The organism is Paenibacillus paridis (genome assembly GCF_006345825.1).
Lineage (GTDB): Bacteria > Bacillota > Bacilli > Paenibacillales > Paenibacillaceae > Pristimantibacillus > Pristimantibacillus paridis.
In genome coordinates this window covers 59303-83722 of the sequence record NZ_VCIX01000075.1, presented here as the reverse complement: position 1 = coordinate 83722, position 24420 = coordinate 59303, and the positions used below count along the sequence as shown (strand labels likewise).

Genomic DNA, 24420 nt, shown 5'->3' with positions numbered 1-24420 from the left:
TATATACCCAAGAATAATGATTAGAAATTTTCCACTAATTAAAAATGGAGATCATTTACTTTTTAATATAGAATAGATAAAAGTACATAGAGAGATTTAGGAGCTGGGGGATGAACGAAAGTGTATTGCCATCATTGCGGGAAGAAACGCACAGACGATGCCATTTATTGCAGCCAGTGCGGCAGGCGTCTTTCGGCTGATCAAGATGCCGAAACGGCAGCACAGGCAGAGCATGCAGCGGCTATAAAGGAAGCTGGTGCCGCTATGGAGATAGGATTAGAAAGTTTGCCATCCATTATACCAACGACTACACGAAGGAAGGCTGCGAGAGGCTCTGTATGGGCATGGCTGATTCCGATTATGCTGACTCTCCTGACCGCTGCTTCCGTGTTTTGCTACTATATATATCAAACGGGAATTAATGATAGAGTAATCAGGCTTCAAGGCAAGGCAAGGGAAGAGGCGCTTGCGGGAAATTATACTGGAGCCAAGGCGCTGCTCAAGGAAGCAAGTGATGCGCGCCCGGGCTTTGCGGCGATTCAGAAGGATGCAGAAATTGTTGACCACGTCGATGAAATTTCGCTTAACGTCGCAGCCGCCGGCAAACGGTTGGAAGAGCGGAATCTGGCAGAAGCCGAGCAGCTGCTGGAGCAGGCCAAAGAGGAGCTAAAGGGGCATACGGAGCCGATTTACGATAAGATGAAGGTTCAGCTTGGCGAATTGATGATGAAGCTTGGCGTAATGAAGCTGACGGATGAGCTGGCAGACCTGAACTCGGTCGATGAGCTTGCTGCCAAGCTTAACGCCGCTAATCATTTAGAGGGTGAAGAAGCTGCAGCAGTGAAGGAGCAGATTGTTGCAAAAATCGTGGAGATCAGCTATAAGGAAGCAGAAACGCTGATGAAGAACAAAAGCTATACTGCCGCGCTCGAGATAACGGGCAAAGCACTTTCGCTTGCTAAGGATAATGAGAAGCTATTGAAGCTTGAGAAGCAAATTAACCAAGCACAGATTGATTTTGAACAGGCTGAGCAGCAGCGGTTGGAGCATGCGATGCAGCAAGCGGCAGCAGAGGATTTGAAAAACCAGACGGCAGCCGTAGAGGTTGTAAAAATCGACTCCACGCTGGATGAGTTTGGCGACTTGAATATGGAGGCTGAGCTGAAGAATGCAGCTACCCGTCCGATTTATTCCATAACGGTGAAATTCACCGTTTTTGATGCGGCGGGCCATGAGATCGGAACCGGAACAGCACAGGACAAGGAGGCATATGTGCAGCCTGGCGAGACCCTGCGCATGACCAGTACCGTTTATGGGGTGAATGATGAAAATACGACCATCGTCGTTGACCATGCGACTTGGTATTTAGACTAGGGAGACAGTGAGATGAGTAAAAGAGTGTGGTTCAGCGCCATCGTTTCAACCCTTGTCGTATGCGGCGGGATGGCTGCTGCGCTGGCGGTTCATGCCGAGGTGCCAAGCCAGCTTGCTGGCAAACCGCTCCTTGCGGTCGCGGAAGAGAAGAAATCGAAGTCGCTGAAGGATATTATTTTTGAGACACAGAAGCTGGTTGTTATGATTGAGACGGATAAGGGCGAGCAGGGCTCAGGTTTTCTTTATAATTTGGAGGGAGACTTGATTACAAACGCGCATGTCGTAGCCGGGGCTCGCATGGTAAAAATTAAAACAGCAGACGCGCGTGAAATGGAAGGCGAAGTCATTGGCATCAGTACAGAGACGGATGTCGCGGTTGTGCGTGTACCAGAATTGTCGGGGACGGAGCCCTTGCAGGTTGTACGAGATGAGAAGGCGGAGGTAGGCGACGAGGTACTGGCTGTCGGCAGTCCGTTAGGCTTTCAAAATACGGTCACGACAGGCATCATAAGCGGCCTGGGCAGAAGCTTTGAGATTGAGCCGTATTTGTATTCCGATTTATATCAAATTTCGGCGCCCATTGCTCCCGGCAACAGCGGCGGTCCTCTTGTAGATCAGAAAACGGGGGCGGTGCTGGGCATTAATTCCGCTGGTTACGAGCAAGGTTCGATTGGGTTTAGTATTCCGATTGCGAACGTGATTGAACTTGCGGAGCAGTGGTCCAATGAGCCGATGCAGGAGCTGCCCGAGATTGAAACCTCGGATGATAAAGACGGGCCTGAAGAGAACGCTTCCGTAGAAGAGTTTGCGGGCTATCTCGTTACCCACTTCTATGACAGCCTGAACAATGCCGATTATGTGTATGCATACTCGCTGCTCGGCGGCAATTGGAAGGAAGGCACGAGCTATGAGAAGTTTAGGGAAGGCTACTTAGGCACGCTTAATGTAGTGATCGATAATATGCATGTTAAGAACGGTAAAAAGGATAAAGCGGTCGTTATTGCGGTTATTTCCGTAGATGAGCGGGTGGATGGCAAGTATGTATTAAGCAAGTATCAGGTCACCTATGAGGTGGGCTACGAAAATGATCAATTAAAGCTGCTCAGCGGCAAAGGGAAAGCTATAAAATGACGAAAAAAGCTCGAAAAGGCCATCTGGGGTGACGGCATTTTCGAGTTTTTTGTCTTTACTGGGGATTTCATTAAACCCCTCTAGTGCTCTTCATTAATCGCTGTCAGCACTAATTTGGGCTGTGTTAGGGTCTTCCTCTCGAAAAATAGGATTGAAAATCAGTTCGATAGCAACGGAATCGTTGCGCTGAACAGGGAAGCTAAGCAAGGTGGACGGTATAATGCGTCCATTTAAGAGCAGTCTGTAGCTCGTATTGCCGCGGATCGGCACATTGCTGACCGATACAATTTGCCCGTTGAAATTAAAGCGGACGACTCCCGTTTCAGCAAGCGCCTGATAGATGCTCAGGCCTGGCCGGAACGGCACGCGATAGGCTTGCGTGATGCCTGGGTAGGCTGCTCCTCCATTGATGACGACCGTTACCGATGGACGGGGGCCGGGTGGGAAAGGCACCGGAAACGGAATTGGAAACGGGAACGGCCCCGGTCCTGGAGGGAACGGCCCTGGTCCTGGAGGGAACGGCCCTGGTCCAGGAGGGAACGGCCCTGGTCCTGGAGGGAACGGCCCTGGTCCTGGAGGGAACGGCCCTGGTCCAGGAGGGAACGGCCCTGGTCCAGGAGGGAACGGCCCTGGTCCGGGAGGGAACGGCCCTGGTCCAGGAGGGAACGGCCCCGGTCCAGGAGGGAACGGCCCCGGTCCAGGAGGGAACGGCCCCGGTCCTGGAGGGAACGGCCCTGGTCCAGGAGGGAACGGCCCTGGTCCTGGTCCGAAGCCAGGCTGAGGCATAATCATGCGGCGCGGTCCGCCGCAGCCGCAATTTCTGCCGGTTCTGGCTGGAGCAGGCCTTACAAGATATTGTTGCTCGTTAGCGTAAGTATACTCCATACAAGCACTCAAACTCCTTCATGAAACAGTATAGGCATTTATCCTACTGTATCGTATGCGGCATTTGCCTAGGTGGTGTTCACGAGCATAGTTGCAGCAAGCTTAGGAAGGTTTTCGTTTAAGGGGATTATATGGCTTTGTCGTAAAACCAGACTGCTGATGAGGCTATATTGTACATTTGCAGCAGTCCTCCTCTTTAGAACGTAAAAGACAAGTCTATCCTGCACGTATGCAGCAGAATGAGCAGAAATGGTGTTCGAAGGCAGGTAAATGATGAGCTATGTTGTACGGAATGCAGGCTAGCAGCTGCATCGGGCGAAATAGGGGCATTTATCCTGCGTGTGTACAACATAGCCAAGGGAAGTTGGTCTGGAGATGGCTGAAAGTTTGTCTGAAGCGGATCGAACGGTGTTATTGGAGATGGAGGGAAGTTGGTCTGAAGAGGAGCTAAGCTGGTCTGACAAGATAGATGAGAGTCTGGAGATGGTGGTGAACTGATCAATTGGCATTTTTCGAGAGAGGTGTGAAGGTCTATCCTGAATTAGTGAAATATCGGCTTATATCCGAAAAAAGGCGGCCCGTCAGCAGATAATTCTGCTGGGGGCCGCCTTTGGGTAAAGACGATATTATTTTACAGCTGCTTCGTAACGTTTGCCAACTTCATCCCAGTTTACTACATTCCAGAATGCCGCGATGTAGTCAGGGCGTTTGTTTTGGTAGTTTAGGTAGTAAGCATGCTCCCAAACATCAAGGCCAAGGATTGGCGTTTCGCCTTCCATGATCGGGCTGTCTTGGTTTGGCAAGCTGTATACTTTCAATTTACCGTTAGCTACTGCTAGGAATGCCCAGCCGCTGCCGAAACGAGTCGTTGCTGCTTTAGCGAAATCAGCTTTGAAAGCTTCGAAGCCGCCAAGCTCGCTTTCGATTGCTGCTGCAAGAGCGCCAGTTGGAGCTCCGCCAGCGTTAGGAGCGATAGTTTCCCAGAACAAGCTGTGGTTAGCATGTCCGCCGCCGTTGTTGCGAACAGCAGTGCGAATAGCTTCAGGTACGCTTGCAAGGTCAGCGATTAGCTCGTCAATCGATTTGCTTTGCAATTCTGGAGCGGACTCCAAAGCTGCGTTAAGGTTAGTCACGTATGCGTTATGGTGACGGCCGTGGTGAATTTCCATTGTAGTCGCATCGATATGCGGCTCAAGTGCGTTGTGCGCGTAAGGCAAAGCAGGTAGTTGATGTGCCATTATTTTTACAGCCTCCTAAGTTTTATGTAGTTATCCAAGTCCATTATCCCTTATCCGATCGAATAAATCAACATTATTGTTTCAAAAGTCGGTAAAGCATAAAGGGAATAAAAATTTGAACACAACCTGCCTAGGGTATCACAGGCCTAGATAAATTATACAAATTAGGCATAGAGGACTGTATCGTTAACACAAAAAACGATTAAACCAGTGTAAGCGCTTAATATAAAGCGTTTTCAGGAGATAATCGATGATTTGTTTAATTTTTTTAAGGAATATTAAAGATACAAGCAGGATTTCGTTAAAATTTGTCGTAATATATTCTAAATGCAGTACTATGACATGGTATAGAAGGTGTAATTTTAATGAATGTTCGTTCCTTCCAGTTGTCCGATTACCGACCAATTACAGCACTGCTTGAGGATGTTCTTACCGAAGAGTGCTACGAACAAACGATGGAGGCTTTTGCCCGCCAATTGTCATGGGATAGTGATTTAGTTCTAGTCGCTGTCGAAAATTCCGAAATTGTGGGCATGATTATCGGTACGATAGATAATAACAAAGGTTATTACTATCGAATTGCTGTCTCTCCTCTCCACAGGCGGAAAGGAATCGGCAAGACGCTTATCCAGTCACTGCGCCAGCGCTTCGAACAGCGCAATGTCACAAAGATACTAATTACCGCGGACGAGCACAATGAGCCTGTTCTGCCGCTGTATGAGTCGATGGGCTATGTAGCCAACGATTTTATCCGGTCGTTTCAGAAGCTTAGCATTGTAGCCGGTTAACGCGAACTTTACTGCATGTATGTTGTACGCAGGGCATATCTGCATCGCCATTGCTTTTGGCGGTCAGATATGCTTTTCTTATTACTATATACTTTTACGAGGAGAACGGGATGGAACCCTATCGGCATTGTGTCATCAAAAGCTTCAAACATAACGGCCATATACACCGGACATGGCAGCAAAATTGGCTTGTCTCGAATGAGCTGCTTGCTGATGAGCACAAGGAAGAGTCGATGAAGGTGCTCATCAATCGTCAGACCCCTATACAAGAATCAGATGGTAAAATATGGGTGAGCCGAGTGCCGGCAGTCTCTTTTTTTATACCTGGGCAGTGGTTTAATGTTGTTGCCTTGCTCGAGGAGAGCGGCATTCGTTACTATTGTAATATCGCCTCGCCGCCTTATTTGCAAGGAGATGTTCTCACGTATATTGATTACGATCTGGACGTCATTCGTTCGGCGGACGGCAGCAGGCATGTAGTCGATCAGGATGAATATGACATGCACAAAGCGGCTTACCACTATCCCCAAATGGTAGAAGACAAAGTACAAGCCGGGTTAGAGGCGCTTCTGCACCGTATTGATCAGAAGCAATCCCCTTTCCAGGATCACTTTGTGACGCTTTATTATGAGGAATGGTTGAGGCGCAACAATGAGGTGGAATCATGAGCCTGTTAAACGGAAAACGCAGCAAACCGAAGAGTAATCAAGCCCATCCTTCTGTTGAAGGCAGCAGCCAGTCTCCGCTGCAGGCAGGAGCAAAGCCTTCTATGCTTGCGGAGCTGCTCGATTGGACCAAGACGCTGGTCATTGCTTTTGCGGTGGTCATGCTTCTGCATTTCTTTGTGTTTAACCTCTCAAAGGTCGAGGGACATTCAATGGAGCCAACGCTAACGCAGCACGAATGGCTGTTTGTTAATAAATTCGTATATTTGTTCGGTAAGCCGGGAATCGGCGATGTTGTTATATTGAAGGAACCGAACACAAGCGACAAAGAGAAAAAATATCTGGTGAAAAGAATTGTAGGGATTCCAGGCGACCGCATTGAGGTTCACGACCAGCGCTTGTACCGGAACGGCGAGCTGGTGGACGAGCCGTATACCGATTCATTGATTGAGGACATGAGCTATGGACCCGAAGTGATCCTTGCCGGACATTATTTTGTAATGGGAGATAATCGCCATTCGAGGGCAAGCTTGGACAGCAGATCGTTCCATGCGGTGCCGGAAGAGCTGGTTAGAGGCAAAGCTGAGTTTATTGTCTGGCCTTACAAAATGATCAGAGCGCTTTAACCGCATCGATTGTCATAGAGGCAGCGTTCGCTGACGCTCTCGTCCGAGCGGACAAAATGGTGGCAGATTAGCGATAACCTTTTAAGGAGGGTTCGACCATAAAAGACGTTATGATTTATACAGACGGTGCCTGCTCCGGCAACCCGGGTCCGGGCGGCTGGGGAGCGGTGCTGTTTTTTGGCGTTCATCAGAAGGAGATTTCCGGCGGGGAGAAGCATTCGACAAACAACCGGATGGAGATTCAAGCGGTTATTGAAGGCTTGAAGCTGCTGAAAGAGCCTTGTCGGGTAAAGGTGTACAGTGACTCTGCATATGTTGTGAACTGCTTCCAGAAGGGCTGGATCAAGGGCTGGCTGCGCAACGGCTGGAAGAACAGCAAGAAGGAGCCGGTAGAGAATCAAGAGCTGTGGAAGGCGCTTTGGGAGCTTATGCAGCGGCATGAGGTTGAATATATAAAAGTCAAAGGCCATAGCGATAACGAATGGAACAATCGCTGTGATGAGCTTGCTCGTGAAGCCATCCGAAGGTTATAGCGATGGATAAATGGGCCAAGCTCAAGGCAGAGATGAAGGAGGCAGCGCTTAGTCTAGGCATTGACAAGATCGGAGTCGCTTCAGCTGATCCTTTTGTGTCCTTGAAGCAAATCTTGCTCAGGCATAGGGAGCTGGGACGGGAATCCGGCTTTGAGGAGCCGGACATTGAGAAGCGAACAAATCCTGCGCTGCTCTTCGATAATCCGCAATCGATTATCGCCATCGCCATCGCCTATCCCTCCAAGCTGAAAGACCCTCCCAAATCGGAGCCTGGGGCACGGCGCGGCATCATGGCACGTTCGGCATGGGGCGATGATTATCATAAGGTGCTGAGGGACAGGCTCGCGAAGCTTGAAGCCTGGCTGAGAGAGCGTGTGCCGGACTTGCGCGTGGAGAGCATGGTCGATACGGGCGCTCTATCGGATCGTGCCGTTGCAGAGCGTGCCGGCCTTGGCTGGAGCGCTAAAAACTGCTCCATCATCTCGCCGGAGCTCGGATCATGGATCTATCTTGGCGAGATGATAACGAATCTTCCGCTAGCACCAGACGAGCCGGTAACGGAAAGCTGCGGCTCTTGCACCAAATGCATTGATGCCTGCCCAACGGACGCTTTGGTCGGACCGGGTCAGCTGAATTCGAGCCGTTGCATTTCTTTTGTTACGCAAACGAAAGGGATGCTTACGGATGAATTCATGCGCAAGATTGGCAATCGGCTGTACGGCTGCGATACCTGCCAGACCGTTTGTCCGGTAAACCGCGGGAAAAACTGGACGCATCAGCCGGAATTGCAGCCTGACCATGAGCTCGCGAAGCCGCTGCTCGTGCCATTGCTAACGATCGGAAACAAGGATTTCCAGAGAAGATACGGAAGCACCTCCTCCGCATGGCGCGGCAAGAAGCCGATTCAGCGAAATGCGGTGATCGCTCTAGGCAACTTCAAGGAAGCAAGCGCAGTACCGGATTTGATTCAGGTATTGGGGCAGGACCCGAGGCCTGTGCTGCGCGGTACCGCCGCATGGTCCCTTGCAAGAATCGGGGGAGAGCAGGCCGAAGAAGCATTGCTGATTGCTGCTGGCAAAGAGAGCGACGAGGAAGCCAAGCAAGCCATTCTGCAAGCGATTGACCAGCTTGGCAGCCTAATTAAAGATTCCGAGCGCCAGCAGCAGGATGATGGGTCTCAGGCTTGAGGAGCTAATTCTCAAAATTGCCGGCTACGGCGGTGGGCTGCCGATAAAAACTGCGCTGCTAAGCTTGGAGGCAAGAAGTTGATTTTCGCTTGTGCCAGCTAGGAATTAGAGCGGTTATCCATGAAAAGCTGTTCATTGCGAACGAGGGGCGAACATGCTATTATTGGGACATTATACACACCAGGAGAGTTAGAAAGGGTTAGGTGAAAGGCATGACATGGGTTAATATCGTAGTACCAATCGTTACTTTGCTTGCAGGAGCTGTAGGGGGCTTCTTTGTTGGCGTATTCTATCTGCGCAAGCAGCTTGAGAAAATGCAAAACGATCCGGAAATGATTCAGAAAATGGCTAAGCAAATGGGCTATAACCTGAACAAACAGCAAATGCAAAAAGCGCAGCACATGATGAAAAATCAAAAAATGCCTCGCAGATAAACAAGTTGACGAGGAGAACCGGAAGGAGGTTCAGAAATGGCGGGAAGGAAAGATTACGTCAATTCGAATGTATCGGGCAACCGGGAGCAGATTGAGCATCATATCAAAGAAATTTTGAAATTGATTGGTGAGGATGTTGAGCGCGAAGGGTTGCTGGAAACGCCTGCAAGGGTAACCCGGATGTACGAGGAGATTTTTGCCGGATATGAGGTGGATCCCCGCGAGGTGCTTGGCGTAACGTTCGATGAGCAGCATGAGGAGCTTGTGATCGTCAAGGACATCGTGTATTACAGCCAATGCGAGCATCATATGGCACCTTTCTTCGGCAAAGCGCATATCGGGTATTTGCCAAGCGGCAAAATTGCGGGACTTAGCAAGCTTGCGCGCCTTGTAGAGGCGGTTACGCGCCGTCTGCAGGTGCAAGAGAGAATTACATCGCAATTGGCCGACATTCTGGCCGAGGAGCTGCAGCCGAATGGGGTAATGGTCGTTGTCGAAGGCGAGCATTTGTGCATGTGCGCCCGCGGCGTCAAGAAGCCAGGCAGCATGACGGTTACTTCAGCCGTAAGAGGCGAATTCCGCAGCAATCCTGCACTTCGTTCCGAATTTCTTACTTTATTGAAGCGATAGGCTTTGCAACGAAGAGAGGCTGACTCCCAAAGGATATATCCTTTGGGGTCAGCCTCTCTTTCTGTCTTCTGAACGGTTTGCAAGCTGCCTGTTCCGAAGAGCAATCGATAGACAACAGGATGCTTGTCAGAATGGCGCCCATACCAGCTTGCGCGTCTCTTCGAAGCGATCTTGGATATAGGGCCAATTCACCACGTTCCACCAATCCTTCACATAATCCGGCCGCTTGCTCTGATGCTTTAGGTAATAAGCATGCTCCCACACATCCAAGGGCAGTAAGGGAATGGCATCCCATTGCGATAAATTCTGATGCTTCTCCGCAGTAAGAATCTCCAGGCGCCTACTGCGCGGGCTCCATATGAGGATAGCCCAGCCGCTGCCTTCTACCTTCGCGGCCGCTTCGCTGAATTGTTTCTTAAACGCAGTAAAGCTGCCAAAATCATTTCTAATCTGCAAGCTTAGCGTACTTGTCGGCTCCCCGCCGCCATAGGGCGACATGGCATTCCAAAACAGCGTATGCAAATAGTGGCCTGCACCGTTAAAGGCAAGCTCGCGTTCCCAATGCTTCACAAGCTCGAAGTTTCCCGTTTCGCGTGCGGTTTGCAATTGGAGCTCCGCTTTGTTTAAACCGTCAACGTAGGATTGATGGTGAATGTCATGATGGATGCGCATGGTAGGTTCATCGATATAGGGCTCTAGGGCTTGATAGGGATAGGGCAAAGTGGGAAGGATATGCCCTCCTATTGGTACCTGCTGCAGCGTGGTACGATGCTCGTTAGAACCGTGACTAACGACAGCTTGCCTATAATTGGCCATGAGTCCAATATAGTAGTTCGATTCGCGAATGGAGTGTGAGATGACCGTTTTGGTAATGGGCGAAGCTACCGCTGCCGTGCGCTCGGTTAGTTGCGTCAATTGATCCACGTAGGTTCGAGATTGTTCAAGCGCCGCATCGATAAGGGCATCGACGGATTCTTCTACGTGCTGAGGAAGGCGTGACGGAAAGGGCAGCCAATCATCGAGCCATTGGTTGGTGTATTGCGCCGTATGAGAGAAGACAGGCTCCCAGGATTGCAGGAGCTGTACGTATTGGGGTTCAAGCTCAGGTGCCGCTTGCAAAATGACGGCGGCATGCTCTTTCTCTTGCAGCTTCCAATGCCGTACAAATTCAATCACCCGAACGGGCATGAGCGTTCCATAAACAAAAAGCACGACCATCGCCTCCTCTGTCGCAACAAGTGCATCTATATTAGATGTATTCGCTGAGATAGGGGCATATGTCGTGCTTGCTGATTATGCGCGTTCTGCTTGCAGCTGCTGATCAACCTGACTAAGGAACAGCGCGGCTCTTTGAATATATTCGCTTGGATGCACCTGGAAGAGCAGCTCGTGCTTTCCGTCCGGGACGATCCATGAGCGGGAAAGAACGTTGCCTTGCCCCTCTGCAACGGCTTCGGCGGTCTGGAACGGAGCTTTCACATCATTCGTCCCATGTATAATAAATAGCGGAATATTATAGACGTTGGAGATGACCTCGCTTGCCGGAATCGATCCGAAGCTTGTGCCGGTCCAGAGCGGAATCATGGATTCAATGAGCGGCAACGAGAAGCGCGGCAGGGATACGAATTGATTCAGGTTATCAAACAAGGCCTCGGGGCTCGGAATAAAAAGGCTATCGAGAATCATGGCATCAATGTCCTCGGTCTGAAGAGCGGCCTGTAAAGCGGTTCCGGCGCCCATGGAGAAGCCCCATACCACAATATCCTCGGCTCCGCGGGACTTGACATAGTCTACGGCAGCCAGCAACTGCTGCGACTCCTCAAGGCCGCCCGTAGCGGGAGCTTTATACTCTTTAGAGGCATAACCGTAATCAAATAGCAATACATTATAGTTTAGGCCGTGCAGCAGCTTCGAGAGCTCATACATCGGCACCCAGGATTCTTCGCGGTTTGCGCCATAGCCATGGCTGAAAACGACCGTACGCGCAGATGGAGCAATTTCACTTGTATCCTCATTCGCAGGAATGAACCAGCCGCTAACGGTGGTGTCGCCACTTCTACTAGGAAAAATGACATCCTCGTAATCCAGGCCTATAGCCGCTTGCGGATTGGAGGAAAGCGGTGCTACATAAGGATAAGCAAGCATCCAAGCCACATAGCCATGAAAGATAAGGACGGCCAGCAGGCACATCGCCGTCAGAGAAGCAATCGAGGCAACGAGCAGATGCTTGCCGCGGCTCTTGGTTTTGCGAAGCTGGAACAAATTTTCGGCTTCTCCCATAGGAAAGGGCTGAAGAGTCTGCGGAAATCCGCCTTCAAGGGGCAATGGTGTCATCAAGGTCGTGCTCATGTCGTTGTCCTCCCTCTGTTAGCAACCGTCATTGGTTCGAAGTTGTCCTCAGCGCTGTAAGCGCTTTTTATTTCTAGTACTTTAATCGTAGTCCGGTCCTAGTAGCCTGTCAATTGGTGTCGAGGTAATGTTAATCATTTGTAATATTGCTGTAATGTAAACAACTCTTCTTTACGATAGTAGCGGCAATGAGTTATACTGAATGAGAATCGGTTTCATTGGATGAAACTTTTGTAGAGGGAGGTGCGGCGGCATGGAAGAAGGAAAATCGACGGTTCGGGCTGTGGATCGAGCGCTTGATATATTACTGTGCTTTACCTTGAAAACGGACTGGGCGATGACGGAAATTGCCGAGCATGTTGGCCTGCACAAAAGCACGGTTCACCGGATGCTCGCGACGCTTGAGGAGAAGGGCTTTATTGAACGGGACCGTTCAACCGACCGTTATCATTTGGGATTGAAAATGTGGGAACTCTCCGCCAATTTATCGCGCACCGACGACCAAGGCACCATTTGGCTGCCGGAGATGGAGCGCCTGCGTGATCAGCTGGGAGAAACCGTAAGCATATATGTAAGAGATGGCTCCGAACGGATTCGCATGCAAGCCGTACAGAGCAATCAGCCCGTGCGGCGGGTTGCCCCGGTAGGGGCCAGGCTTCCTCTTTACGCTGGAGCTTCCAGCAAGGTGCTGATCGCCTATTCGGACCTAATTGTGCAGGAGAGTATATTCGGAGACCCGGCTTGGCTATACTCAATCGATCTGGACCAATACAAGCAGCAGCTTGAGGAGATTTGCTTGCACGGCTACGCAACAAGCTTTGAAGAAAGGGAGCCCGGCGCTGCGGCGATCTCAGCTCCTATATTCAACCGGACAGGGAAGCTGGCGGCTGCCTTATCTGTATCTGGGCCCGCCAGCCGGATGACTATGGAAATCATGAGTCAATACGCACCCGTAGTGATGGAATCTGCAAAACGGATGGGTACGATGAGCTTATAAGGGAAGACCGGTTCTGAGGAGCGCCTTGGAACTGGTCTTTTTTTTGTTGAAAAGGACTAGGGTCATCATGCGGTTATTGACACTAAAAGAAGCTGAAAGCTCCCCGCATCTTAGATCAGTTGAAGAATATAGCAGGAGAGGAATTAGTTTAACGTACTAATTACAAGTGGGCCTATGGATATAAAAAAAGAACTTTGCCGGTTACGGCAAAGTTCTTTTTATGACAATCTGGGATCCTGCTTATTAAGCAGTAGTGTTCATGTTAGCGATCATTTGGCGAAGTACCGTTTGAAGGATACCGCCATTGCGGTAGTAATCAACGTCTACGACAGAGTCAAGACGAACGATTGCTGGGAAATCAAATGTTGTGCCGTCTTCGCGGGTAGCCGTAACGGTTACTTGCGAGCCTGGAGTTACGTCATTGGACAAGCCAACGATGTCGAATACTTCACGGCCAGTGATGTTAAGCGTCTTCCAGCCTTGGCCTTCTGGGAATTGCAGTGGCAATACGCCCATGCCAACCAAGTTGGAGCGGTGAATACGCTCGAAGCTTTCAGCGATAACTGCTTTTACGCCAAGAAGGAATGTACCTTTGGCAGCCCAGTCACGCGAGCTTCCTGTACCGTATTCTTTACCAGCCAGAACGACAAGGTTTTTGCCGTCTTTTTGGTATTTCATTGATGCATCGTAGATTGACATTACTTCGTCAGTAGGCAGGTAAGTCGTTACGCCACCCTCAGTGCCTGGAGCCACTTGGTTACGAATACGGATGTTGGCGAACGTACCGCGCATCATAACTTCATGGTTACCACGGCGTGAGCCGTAGGAGTTGAAGTCTTCGCGTTTAACGCCGTTATCGATCAAGTATTGGCCGCCTGGGCTGTTAACCGTAATGTTACCTGCAGGGGAGATATGGTCCGTCGTTACGGAATCGCCCATTAGCGCAAGCACGTTTGCCGAATGAATGTCCCCGATATCCGTAAGATCTGGACCAAGGTTTTCGAAGAACGGCGGGTTTTGGATGTACGTTGATTTGTTATCCCATTCGTAGCTTTCGCCTTTAGGAACGGAAATGGCATTCCAACGCTCATTTTGTGTAAATACGTTCTCGTATTTGTCGCGGAACATTTGCGGGTTAAGCGCAGCTGTCATCGCATCGTTGATTTCTTGTGAAGTCGGCCAAATATCTTTGAGGTACACCGGCTGGTTAGCTTCCGTGTAACCGATTGGATCCGTAGTCAGATCGATATTTGTTGTACCCGCAAGCGCATAGGCGATAACAAGCGGCGGCGAAGCCAGGTAGTTCGCTTTAACCTGCGCATGTACGCGGCCTTCAAAGTTACGGTTACCGGAAAGAACGGCTGAAACCGTCATATCGTTATCCGTGATTGCTTTGCTTACTTCATCCGGAAGCGGACCGGAGTTACCGATACACGTTGCACAGCCATAGCCGGCAACGTGGAAGCCAAGCGCTTCAAGCGGCTCAAGCAGGTTTGCTTTGGTCAAATATTCCGTTACAACGAGCGAGCCCGGTGTAAGGGAGCTTTTTACATAAGCAGGTTTCTTAAGTCCAAGCGCTACTGCTTTCTTGGCAACAAGGCCGGCACCGACCATTACGCTTGGGTTAGATGTATTTGTACAGCTTGTGATCGCAGCAATAACGACTGCGCCAGTGCCCATTTTGCTCACTTGGCCATCATTATGCTTAACCGTTACCACTTGATCGATTTTATCATCGCTCAGACCGTATCCGCCTTTGTCGATCGGCGTACGGATGATGCTGTTGAACGATTCTTTCATTGCAGTAAGCTCAACGCGGTCTTGTGGACGCTTTGGACCTGCAAGGGAAGGAACGATTGTGGAAAGATCCAGCTCAACGACATCCGTAAATACCGGATCTGGGGTCTCGTCCGTACGGAACATGTCTTGCGCTTTATAATATGAGCCTACTAGCTCGATTAGGTCTTCAGAACGGCCAGTTTGCTGCAGGTAGCTAAGCGTTTCGTTATCTACAGGGAAGAAGCCGATTGTAGCGCCGTATTCCGGTGCCATGTTGGCAACTGTTGCACGGTCAGCAAGGCTGATGTTCGAGAGGCCAGGGCCGAAGAACTCAACGAATTTGCCGACAACGCCTTTTTTACGCAAAATTTGAGTAACCGTAAGCGCAAGGTCAGTTGCTGTAGAGCCTTCTGCCAGCTTGCCTGTCAACTTGAAGCCGATAACCTCAGGCATAACGAAGTATAGCGGTTGGCCAAGCATACCAGCTTCTGCCTCGATACCGCCAACGCCCCATCCCACAACGCCTAGACCGTTGATCATCGTAGTATGCGAATCCGTACCTACGAGGGAATCAGGGAATACGACAGTTTCGCCATCGATGGTTTTTGTTGCTGCAACGGATGCCAAGTATTCAAGGTTAACTTGGTGAACGATACCTGTGCCCGGCGGAACCGCGCGGAAGTTATCGAATGCCGTTTGTGCCCAGCGAAGGAAACGGTAACGCTCTTCGTTACGCTCGAATTCAACTTTTGTGTTGTATTCAAGTGCTTCTGGTGAACCGAAAGCATCAACCATTACCGAGTGGTCAATAACAAGGTCTACGGGTACGAGCGGGTTGATTTTCTTAGGATCTCCGCCAGCTTTTTTCACGGTATCGCGCATAGCCGCAAGGTCTACGACAACCGGAACGCCTGTGAAATCCTGCAATACGATACGGGCAGGGATGAACGGTATTTCTTTATCTTCGCGTCCGTCAGCCCAAGTAGCAAGCTGCTTAACGTGTTCAGGTGTAATCGCGCGGCCGTCAAATTGACGGACAGCAGCCTCAAGCAATACTTTAATGGAAAAAGGCAGCTTCGAAATGTCGCCTAGTCCTTGTTCTTCAAGTCCGCCCAGACGGTAGTAAGCGTATGATTTGCCACCGGCGTCCAGCGTTGTGCGAACTGAATAATGATTTTGTGTAGCCATCGTCATTCTCCTCTGTGAATGGATTTCATGTTTCATTCTGTGAAACACAATTTCAAAATCTCTATATTCATAGTATATCGCTAAAATGGTCCTTCCGTAAAGTCCAATTATGACTTTGGGCGACTGAAAATGGCATGGAAATCGAACCTGACGAATATTACATGAAACGGAAGATGCCTTCATATAATGAAGCAGTTAATCTGTCTTGAGCGTAAAAATTTCATTAGCTGCGTTAGTGAAACAGCATGTACATTCGCATGTACGATAAGTTCAAGGAGGGGACAGCTATGACGCGAACAGGAAACCGGGGTCAGAATGTTCAAAGCCCAAAACGTCCTCAAGCAGCTTCGAAGCCGGCAGCATCACAAAGCAAGCCTCGGCTGAAAGCTTCTACGCATGTGCTTCACCAAAAATCTGCGGAGCTGCCAGTTGAACAGTCTTCGCCAGTAGATACCCCTAGCCTGCACAGCGCGGATAAAAAGAAGCAGCCAGCAGCGGCAGTGAGGCAGCAGTCCTCTAAGCTGAACTCTTTGCTGAGATCTTCGGATTACGATCAGCACAGGGAAGAAGGGAAGCAGCCAGGCTGGAAAGCTGCCGTTCATCGTTACGTGAGCCTGTACAATCATGCCGAAGCTAATCAGCAGGCTGCCGTGCTGACGGATTTCGTTACCGATGCTGACCATTGCGAAAGGCTCCGCGGCAGGCTGGATCGTCTTCGCGAGCGCGATTGGCACAGAGGCGCGCTCCCAGCAGGAAGCGAGACCAAAGCCGAGCTCATTCGTGTAAATGAATCGCCAAGCGAGGTCTCGGTGCTTATCCGGCTTCATATCAAAAGACGAATGGAGCAGACTGGCCGATTTTATATGGAGGAAAGATCCGAGTTCGAACGTCTCTGGTTAGGCCTGTCCGGCGGGGAATGGGAGGTCCTGCGGGTCGAGCCGATTATTGCGGAACGCAGGCCTCGCTTTGGCACGGCAACAGACAACTGGATGACCGTCGATGATTACTCGGAGCTATTTGGCGATCTATCGTCACCGTCAACACCATACTTAAATTATGACCTATTACAGCAATTCAAACACAGGCCTTCCGGCATTCGTTACAGGAGAGATTTGGTTGCGGCGTATGCGGATCGTTGGTGGAATGAAGGGAACCCGTCTTACGAGCTTTTTGAGGTGAATTGCACCAATTATGTGTCGCAGTGCATCTTTGCAGGCAATGCCCCGATGAACTATACTGGTAAGAGAGAAACGGGCTGGTGGTATAAAGGGCGAAATAAAGGCAGCGAATGGTGGAGCTACAGCTGGGCGGTATCCAATGCCATTACCAATTACTTGACCGCCTCTAGGTCATCGGGTCTTCGCGCGGAGGTTGTTCAATCTGCCGATGAGCTTCAGCTTGGCGATGTCATTACGTATGACTGGAACGGTGATCACCGTTTTCAGCATAGTACCATCGTCACGGCCTTCGATTCATTCGGCATGCCGCTGGTAAATGCCAACACCGTTTCCAGCAGACACCGATATTGGGATTATCGCGATTCCTATGCATGGACGGAACAAACGAAATATCGTTTTTTTCATATTGCTGATCTATTATAAATTATTGTACCGGAGGATATGCCATGGGGAGCAAGGTTCGAGTAGGTTTAATTTACGGGGGGAAATCGGGAGAGCATGAGGTCTCTCTGCAAACGGCTTACGCAGTTATGGGCGAATTTGACTATGCTAAATACGAAATTAAACCTTTCTATATTACAAAACAAGGCGAATGGAAAACGGGAGCCGTTTTGAATGCCCGTCCGGGCACGGCAGAGGAGCTCCGTTTTGAAGCAGGCGAGGCGCAGCAGACAGGCTCCGCGCTTGCTCCATTATTTGCCGGCTTGCAAGCAGGCGATTCTTCAGGTCAAGCTGATGCTAATGCTGATGCGCGCCTCGATGTCGTGTTCCCGCTATTGCATGGTACCTTTGGAGAGGATGGCACGATCCAAGGGCTTTTCGAAATGGCCAACATTCCTTACGTAGGTGCAGGCGTTCTCGCATCTGCCGTTGGGATGGACAAGATTTTGATGAAAAAAGTATTCGCTCAAGAAGGTTTGCCGCAATGCGTGTTCCGATATTTTAACCGCACGCAATGGGAAAAAGATTCTTCCTTCTTCATTATGGAATGCGAGGTTTCCCTCGGCTACCCATGCTTTATTAAGCCGGCTAATCTAGGTTCCAGCGTCGGAGTATCCAAAGCGAAAAACCGTGAAGAGCTGGTTGCGGCAGTTAACTATGCGTTCCGCTTTGACCGTAAGGTCATCGTCGAGGAATTTGTAGACGCTCGGGAAATCGAAGTCAGCGTACTCGGCAACGACGAAGCAAAAGCCTCCTTGCCGGGCGAAATTGCGCCATCTAATGAATTTTATGATTACAAGGCGAAGTACATCGATGGTAAATCAACGATGCAAATTCCGGCAATACTTTCTCCAGAGCTAACGGAATCCGTTAGGGAAATGGCGGTTCGTGCTTTCCAGTCCATTGACGGCTCAGGTTTGTCCCGCGTCGATTTTTTCCTTCGCAAAAACGACAATCAGCTGTTCATTAACGAAGTAAACACCTTGCCGGGTTTCACCCCTTTCAGCATGTATCCGCTCATGTGGAAAGAAACCGGCATTCCATATAAAGAATTGTTAGATACATTAATTAACCTAGCTTTAGCCCGCCACGCCGAAAAACAACGCATCGACTTTACTGGCGAGGCAGCCCAATAAGCGCGAAGCTTGGCAAGATACTTAGAAGAAATCGTTTTTGGATGTATATAAGTTGAACTTAATTTTTTTGTTTTGGTCGCTGCGCGAGTAGATCATTCCTACGATCGCGGTTGTGACCAGATTCTTTGATTGACTAAGACATTTTAAGGTAAGAATCCGGCCACAAAGGCGAACACTTCGTTTCTCCAGAACGATCTTCTCGCTTCGCTTAAACTGGGGTTCTTTAGTTCAAGTAAGGAGAAAGTTTGTTTTAATTTAAACGCAGCTGACGGAAACGACTTTTAAACTAATTAAATGTTTTATTTGTTCTTTACAATGCAAATGCCGATGAAGCGAGGAATCATTTCTTTTTCTCCCATCCTAGATGCTCGAAGCCTATGCTACTGCACATCTTATGTTCATTAATTTTATGATTGCTGCAGATATCCAGAGGACTCAGCCCTCTGGATATTTTATTTAGCTTGAGGACTAAGGGGGAAAAGGTGAAAATCTTTAAAAGTGAGTGATTAACGGGAGAAACTCCCGTTAATGATTTGATTGGTATACAGAGCGATCATTTAACAGGATTTTCTCCCGTTAAAGTCTCGGATTCAGAATGAAATGTGGAAAAAGCTCGATATTAACTGGAGATTTTCCAACTAAATGAGTAAACTAAGCAAAATGGAGTTAATTAGCAGGAGGAATTCCTGTTATTTAGCTGTAAGAGGAAATTAACGTAATTAAAGTTTATTCCTCCTCCCGCTTAACTCTGGCTACATAGAAAAAGCAACTTTACTGTTCAAATGTTACTCTAGCGCAAGTTGAATTGGTGCAGCTCATCGAGGGCAACCAAAATCTTTAAACCAACTAATCCTTGTTACTCTACCCAAACTAAAGCGTGTCCCGCAGGGACGAAAGCGAGCCATGTGCAAACGTAGAACTGAAGCTAACTGGTGACTACATCGCATCTTTAACCAAAGGTAAGCGTGTCCCACAGGGACGAAAGCGAGCCATGTGCAAACGTAGAACTGAAGCTGACTGGTGACTAGATCGCATCTTTAACCAAAGTATAAGCGTGTCCCGCAGGGACGAAAGCGATCCATAAGCAAACGTAGAATTGAGGCAACATTGTTGATGGAACGTTAGTTTAGTTGCGGGTGTCCAGAGGGTGCAACCCTTGGGGCCCTCCCTTGGAAGGGAGGGTTTGGGTGGGTTCGAAATGTTTTGAAGATTGGGTAGTGAAGCTTATAACGTTTGAAGTATTTAATGTTCAGTAGTAAAGCCTCATGTAATGAAGCCATACGCAGTAAAGCCTTTGAAGGCAGGGTAGAAACCTCCCCTTTGAAGGTTAGGGTAGAAATTCCACTGAAAGGAGGGGAAATATATGGGTTTTGCAACTGAGTTTAATTCTGTGTGCAAATTTAAGTCCGAACAAGAGCTTTATGAATTGTTGGAGTATGGTAAGGGCAAAATGGTGAAGAGCGGCTTTCGCGTATTTCCAACGGGCCAGAAGGTTATTGCTTACACGCCTGGCAACGAAGCAATCGCAATCGTCCGCATTTTAGCTTCAATCGCCGAGATTAACTTCCAAGGCGAAGAAGTGACACAAGTGGAGATGGAACTCGTGAGAAAGCTGACTGAAGAAGAAGCGAGAGTGCAGACGGCTCTTGCCTTTGAGATGTTTTTTGGAGAGAGGGCTTAATCCATGATTGTGAGATTAGGTTTTGTCGCCATGAGTTTGCTGCTTGAAAATGCTTCTCCATCGAGAACGATGACCTTTGCTAATTTTTCGAAGCTGGACGACCGCGAAGCGGGCATTCGGAGGCTGGAGAGAATTGCGGAGGAAAATTTGCACAGCACGCTGCGTATTTTAAAGCATTGCAAAGGCAGCGGCATCCAAATGTACCGTTTCTCATCCAAACTAATTCCGCTGGCTACCCACGAGGATTTGGCGGATTGGAATCCGTTCACCGCCCTCGCGCATGCATTTCGGGAGGTTGGTGAGTTCGCGCAAAAAAACGGCATCCGCGTTTCTTTTCATCCGGACCATTTTTGTGTGTTTAGTACACCCAGGGCAGAGGTACTAAGAAAGTCAGAGCTGGATCTGCTTACACATGTTCTAATGCTCGAAGCGATGGGGCTGGATGAAGCAACGAAGTGCAACATACATATGGGCGGAGCCTATGGCGATAAGGGAGTGGCGGGTGAGCGCTTTATCCGTCAGTTCAGTGCTTTAGCGCCTCGACTGAAGCACCGGGTTACGCTTGAGAATGACGATAAAACCTTTCATGCACGCGAAACGCTGGATGCGGCAGAGCAGGTTGGAATTCCCATGGTGCTGGATATCCACCATCATGCGGTCAATCCCGGCGATATCGACGATGATGAGCTGTACAACGGCTTATGGCCGCGTATCGAGCGCACATGGCAGAAGGAACGCGAGCGGTTGGGCTTGTCCGAGGCCAGTCAGCTGCCTCCCAAAATTCATGCATCCAGCCCGAAGAGCCCTTCCGACCCGCGAGGGCATGCGGATTTTGTGGAAGCGGAGCCGCTGCTGCAGTTTTTGCGCAAAGCAGCCCGCAGTACGGAATATTTGGACTGTATGCTGGAAGCGAAAAGTAAGGATGAGGCTTTAATAAAGCTGCTTGAGGATTTTAAGCAATTGGAAGCGAGCGGTAACGGCGTGAAAGTATTGGACGACGGGCGCATAGAAATAACCGCTGAGCATTAAACAGGCACATGCAAGCACCGTCAAGGCCTATCCTTGGCGGTGTTATTGCATGCAAGAGCCTCTGCGGAGCAAACAAAGTCCCATTAACTCAAAAAGGTGATCTCAACATGGAATGGATACTGCTTGTACTGCTAGGCGTTGTAGCAGCGATGTTCGGCAGCATTGTCGGTTTAGGCGGAGGCATTATTATTGTTCCGGTACTCATGCTGATTGGCCCGGTGCTTACCGGAGGCGAGATCGGACATGCTACAGCCGTTGGCATATCGCTGACCGTTCTTGTCGTGACGGCACTGGCCTCTACGCTAAGCTATGCTAAACGCAAAATCGTCGATTTTCGCAGCGGTTGGTTATTTTTTATCACGAGTGGTCCCGCCGCAATGGTAGGCTCAGCGCTAACGGGCCGGCTCCCTGCGGGTACGTTTCAGCTCGTATTTGGTATTTTTATGCTGGTGATGGCGTCCATTCTTATCGCTCGTGACTATATGAAACCGTTTTCGAAGCAGTGGCCGATCGTGCGTACAATGACGGATGCATCAGGTCAAGTTCACACCTATAGCTATGGCATTGTCCCAGCGCTTGCTATTGGGCTTGGCGTTGGATTAATGTCGGGGTTGTTTGGTATCGGCGGCGGCTCGCTGTTCGTGCCTTTAATGGTGCTGCTCTTTCGTTTTCCGCCACATATGGCGACGGCAACGTCGATGTTTGTTATTTTTCTGTCCTCCATACTAGGGAGCGGCATGCATGTGTACTTGGGGGAGACCGATTGGCTGCTGGTATTCGCGCTTGTTCCTGGCGCTTGGATTGGCGGCAAGCTGGGAGCGGCAATCTCCGTGAAGATGAGCGGCAAGGGGCTGCTTTGGCTGCTTAGGGTGACGCTGCTTCTACTCGCTGGGCAATTAATTATTGAAGGCTTGCGATCATTTTGATATTGTGAAAATATTCATATGCGAAACTTGATAGGTGCTTGAACCGTATTAGACGATAACAGAGAATTCAATCGTTCGTGAATTTACATAGAGGGAAGAGTGATGGATTGTGAATGACCAGAACAATGCTTCCGTCGTAGGCGGGAAAAGCTTTACTGCTGTCGCCATTAATTGTGCGTCCAAAGCAGGAGAATGGATTCAGACAAAACTAGGCAACTATGCCAGCCTTGATATAAAGTATTCCTCGCATGACCTAGTTACAGAAGTAGACAAAGGTTCGGAGCGATTAATCAAAAAGCTGATCATGACGCATTTTCCCCACCACTCGTTTTTGGGTGAAGAAGGAGTGGAGCCGGGGCCTGAGGCTTCAGCACGCGCGCTTGAGGATATAAGGGATGCCGAATATTTATGGATCGTGGACCCGATTGATGGGACGACCAACTTCGTTCACGGCTTTCCGTTCTTCTGCGTATCCATCGCGCTCGCGCATAACGGCGAGGTTATCGTTGGCGTCGTCTATGATCCGATGAAGGATGAGCTGTTTGTCGCGGAGAAGGGCAAGGGAGCCTACGTCCACGGCAAAAGAATGCAGGTATCCAAAGACGAGACGCTGCGCGCTAGCTTGGTCGCGACCGGTTTGCCGGCGGATCATCATTACGCGCTCCCGCTTAACCTAAAAGGAATTCAGGCTGTTGCCCCGCAGGTGCGCAACCTTCGGATTGCCGGCTCTGCGGCCCTGCATATGGCTTATGTTGCAGCAGGACGCTTAAGCGGCTTCTGGGAAATTGGGCTCAGCAGCTGGGATCTGGCAGCGGGCTCGCTGCTCGTACAGGAATCCGGCGGCATCGTCACAAGCGCATCGGGCCAGCCCTACGATTTGGGTGTTCGAAACGTAACCGCTACTAACGGACTTATTCAAGAAGAGCTTATTGCAGCCTTAGCGGAAGCGAAGGCGAACGATTAATAGAAGGAGGACAGCATTCTGGGAGATTGGCAGAATTGTTGTCCTTCTCTGTTTTAAGCGATATCGGATCGACTAAGAGGGGAGAGAATAAGATGAAGACAGCAGGAAAGAAGCTTGCCGCTATCCTTATGACAACGGTATGTCTGGGCATACTTTCAGCTTGCGAAGCAAATGAGTCCGCTGGGCCGCAGACGTCAACGAACGCGCCAACGAGCCTGGTAACAGAACAGCCCTCGGAAACAATGCCGGTCGAAGAAACGGCAGAGCCAGAAGAGGAGACGGCTGACTTTACGGTGCTTGCACAGGAGCTTCGTATCCCTTGGGTCATCGCCTTTGATCAAGATATCGTCTATATTAGCGAGCGTGAAGGCAATATCGTCAAAGTTGATGGAAGCAGCATGACGCGCCAAACGGTCAATTTGCAAAAAAACGTTAAACATGCAGGGGAAGGCGGCTTTCTTGGCTTCCTGCTAGCGCCGGATTTTGCTAAGACCCGCTTGGCCTATGCTTATCATACGTATGAGGAGAAAGGCCAGACGTTGAACCGAGTGGTGCTCCTGAAGCAAAACGGGGAGCAATGGGATGAGGTACGCCCGTTGCTGGAAGGCATTCCAGGCGCGTCGAATCACGATGGAGGGCGCATGGCGATTGGTCCAGACGAGCAGCTCTACGTGACGACCGGCGATGCGCAGCAGCGTGAGCTGGCACAGGATAAGGGAAGTCTGGCCGGCAAAATTTTAAGAATGACGCTGGATGGCAAGGTTCCTGAAGATAATCCGTTTCCGGGTTCTTTCGTATATTCCTATGGTCACCGGAATCCGCAGGGGCTGGTATGGAACCATGAGGACATTATGTTTAATACCGAGCATGGCCCATCGGGCAATCCTGGCGGGCATGACGAGATCAATATTATCGAAGCGGGCGGCAATTATGGCTGGCCCGACATTTATGGAGGTACCGAGAAGGAGGGGATGATTACGCCAATTTTTCATACCGGCGAGAAGGCAATCGCCCCTTCAGGAGCGGCCATGGATGAAAATAATCGGATGCTGATCGCCACCTTAGTGGGAGGGGCGCTTTACCGCTATGATCCGGCGACAAAGGATATGTCTGTTATTTTCGAGGGAGAGGGCAGGCTGCGTGATGTGAAAATGAAAGATGGCCGCATCTACGTCATCACGAACAATACCGATGGTCGGGGCACGCCGTCCCAAAACGATGACCGATTGCTGCGGCTAAAGATTATTGAGTAACATGCTCA

The 24420-nt window shown here is 49.8% G+C and carries 23 protein-coding genes; 18 read left to right on the top strand and 5 right to left on the bottom strand.

All coding sequences use genetic code 11. The features are described from left to right. Positions 1 to 120 precede the first annotated feature (120 nt). The gene (locus tag FJQ58_RS06625; RefSeq protein ID WP_139991635.1) at positions 121 to 1374 is read left to right on the top strand and encodes an FxLYD domain-containing protein; all 1254 of its coding nucleotides are present in this window, start codon (positions 121 to 123) and stop codon (positions 1372 to 1374) included. A gap of 12 nt (positions 1375 to 1386) precedes the next feature. Next, on the top strand, positions 1387 to 2505 hold the full coding sequence (locus FJQ58_RS06620) for a S1C family serine protease (RefSeq protein ID WP_139991634.1): 1119 nt from the start codon (positions 1387 to 1389) through the stop codon (positions 2503 to 2505). A gap of 93 nt (positions 2506 to 2598) precedes the next feature. Here the strand turns inward: FJQ58_RS06620 and FJQ58_RS32555 are convergent, their stop codons facing one another. Continuing rightward, complete coding sequence (locus FJQ58_RS32555; protein ID WP_202915226.1) at positions 2599 to 3390, bottom strand: hypothetical protein; 792 nt, start codon at positions 3388 to 3390, stop codon at positions 2599 to 2601. 375 nt (positions 3391 to 3765) lie between these two features. On the opposite strand from FJQ58_RS32555, the gene FJQ58_RS33160 reads away from it, so the two are divergent. Beyond that, a complete protein-coding gene (locus FJQ58_RS33160) occupies positions 3766 to 3888 on the top strand; it encodes a hypothetical protein (protein WP_274382318.1) in 123 nt (40 codons plus the stop codon). 128 nt (positions 3889 to 4016) lie between these two features. Here FJQ58_RS33160 and FJQ58_RS06610 read toward each other — a convergent pair whose 3' ends face one another. Then, entirely contained in the window at positions 4017 to 4628 is a 612-nt protein-coding gene (locus FJQ58_RS06610; RefSeq protein WP_139991633.1) for a superoxide dismutase, read from the bottom strand. 365 nt (positions 4629 to 4993) lie between these two features. Between FJQ58_RS06610 and FJQ58_RS06605 the strand changes: the two genes are divergently transcribed. From FJQ58_RS06605 to folE, 7 genes are all read left to right on the top strand, one after another. After that, the gene (locus tag FJQ58_RS06605) at positions 4994 to 5416 is read left to right on the top strand and encodes a GNAT family N-acetyltransferase (RefSeq protein WP_139991632.1); all 423 of its coding nucleotides are present in this window, start codon (positions 4994 to 4996) and stop codon (positions 5414 to 5416) included. 110 nt (positions 5417 to 5526) lie between these two features. Next, complete coding sequence (locus tag FJQ58_RS06600; RefSeq protein ID WP_139991631.1) at positions 5527 to 6084, top strand: DUF402 domain-containing protein; 558 nt, start codon at positions 5527 to 5529, stop codon at positions 6082 to 6084. Continuing rightward, on the top strand, positions 6081 to 6707 hold the full coding sequence (gene lepB, locus FJQ58_RS06595) for a signal peptidase I (protein WP_202915225.1): 627 nt from the start codon (positions 6081 to 6083) through the stop codon (positions 6705 to 6707). The genes FJQ58_RS06600 and lepB overlap by 4 nt, the downstream gene beginning before the upstream one ends. A gap of 98 nt (positions 6708 to 6805) precedes the next feature. Continuing rightward, positions 6806 to 7240 carry a ribonuclease HI gene (gene rnhA, locus FJQ58_RS06590; protein WP_139991630.1) on the top strand — a complete coding sequence of 145 codons (435 nt, stop codon included), beginning with the start codon at positions 6806 to 6808 and terminating at the stop codon, positions 7238 to 7240. A 2-nt stretch (positions 7241 to 7242) separates the two neighbouring features. Then, entirely contained in the window at positions 7243 to 8427 is a 1185-nt protein-coding gene (gene queG, locus FJQ58_RS06585; protein ID WP_139991629.1) for a tRNA epoxyqueuosine(34) reductase QueG, read from the top strand. A 212-nt stretch (positions 8428 to 8639) separates the two neighbouring features. Further along, complete coding sequence (locus tag FJQ58_RS06580) at positions 8640 to 8861, top strand: YneF family protein (protein WP_138755827.1); 222 nt, start codon at positions 8640 to 8642, stop codon at positions 8859 to 8861. 36 nt (positions 8862 to 8897) lie between these two features. Then, positions 8898 to 9491, top strand: a complete 594-nt coding sequence (gene folE, locus FJQ58_RS06575) for a GTP cyclohydrolase I FolE (protein WP_139991628.1) — start codon at positions 8898 to 8900, stop codon at positions 9489 to 9491. A 126-nt stretch (positions 9492 to 9617) separates the two neighbouring features. Here the strand turns inward: folE and FJQ58_RS06570 are convergent, their stop codons facing one another. After that, the gene (locus FJQ58_RS06570) at positions 9618 to 10703 is read right to left on the bottom strand and encodes a Fe-Mn family superoxide dismutase (RefSeq protein WP_139991627.1); all 1086 of its coding nucleotides are present in this window, start codon (positions 10701 to 10703) and stop codon (positions 9618 to 9620) included. Positions 10704 to 10784: 81 nt separating this feature from the next. Next, positions 10785 to 11840, bottom strand: coding sequence for an alpha/beta hydrolase (locus FJQ58_RS06565; protein WP_139991626.1), 1056 nt, complete (start codon positions 11838 to 11840; stop codon positions 10785 to 10787). A gap of 253 nt (positions 11841 to 12093) precedes the next feature. Here FJQ58_RS06565 and FJQ58_RS06560 point away from each other — a divergent pair, with 253 nt between their 5' ends. Then, complete coding sequence (locus tag FJQ58_RS06560) at positions 12094 to 12837, top strand: IclR family transcriptional regulator (RefSeq protein WP_139991625.1); 744 nt, start codon at positions 12094 to 12096, stop codon at positions 12835 to 12837. A gap of 243 nt (positions 12838 to 13080) precedes the next feature. On the opposite strand, the gene acnA is transcribed toward FJQ58_RS06560, so the two are convergent. Beyond that, positions 13081 to 15804 carry an aconitate hydratase AcnA gene (gene acnA, locus FJQ58_RS06555; protein WP_139991624.1) on the bottom strand — a complete coding sequence of 908 codons (2724 nt, stop codon included), beginning with the start codon at positions 15802 to 15804 and terminating at the stop codon, positions 13081 to 13083. Positions 15805 to 16091: 287 nt separating this feature from the next. Here acnA and FJQ58_RS06550 point away from each other — a divergent pair, with 287 nt between their 5' ends. From FJQ58_RS06550 to FJQ58_RS06520, 7 genes are all read left to right on the top strand, one after another. Beyond that, complete coding sequence (locus FJQ58_RS06550) at positions 16092 to 17405, top strand: amidase domain-containing protein (protein ID WP_139991623.1); 1314 nt, start codon at positions 16092 to 16094, stop codon at positions 17403 to 17405. A 23-nt stretch (positions 17406 to 17428) separates the two neighbouring features. Continuing rightward, complete coding sequence (locus FJQ58_RS06545; RefSeq protein WP_139991622.1) at positions 17429 to 18559, top strand: D-alanine--D-alanine ligase; 1131 nt, start codon at positions 17429 to 17431, stop codon at positions 18557 to 18559. A gap of 1363 nt (positions 18560 to 19922) precedes the next feature. Continuing rightward, positions 19923 to 20240: a hypothetical protein gene (locus FJQ58_RS06540; RefSeq protein WP_139991621.1), complete on the top strand. Its 318-nt coding sequence runs from the start codon at positions 19923 to 19925 to the stop codon at positions 20238 to 20240. Between the two features lie 3 nt (positions 20241 to 20243). Next, positions 20244 to 21269: a UV DNA damage repair endonuclease UvsE gene (gene uvsE, locus FJQ58_RS06535; RefSeq protein ID WP_139991620.1), complete on the top strand. Its 1026-nt coding sequence runs from the start codon at positions 20244 to 20246 to the stop codon at positions 21267 to 21269. 107 nt (positions 21270 to 21376) lie between these two features. Further along, positions 21377 to 22195, top strand: coding sequence for a sulfite exporter TauE/SafE family protein (locus FJQ58_RS06530; RefSeq protein ID WP_139991619.1), 819 nt, complete (start codon positions 21377 to 21379; stop codon positions 22193 to 22195). 109 nt (positions 22196 to 22304) lie between these two features. Continuing rightward, entirely contained in the window at positions 22305 to 23159 is an 855-nt protein-coding gene (locus FJQ58_RS06525; RefSeq protein ID WP_139991618.1) for an inositol monophosphatase family protein, read from the top strand. 92 nt (positions 23160 to 23251) lie between these two features. Further along, complete coding sequence (locus FJQ58_RS06520; RefSeq protein ID WP_238403859.1) at positions 23252 to 24412, top strand: PQQ-dependent sugar dehydrogenase; 1161 nt, start codon at positions 23252 to 23254, stop codon at positions 24410 to 24412. The last annotated feature ends 8 nt before the right edge of the window (positions 24413 to 24420 follow it).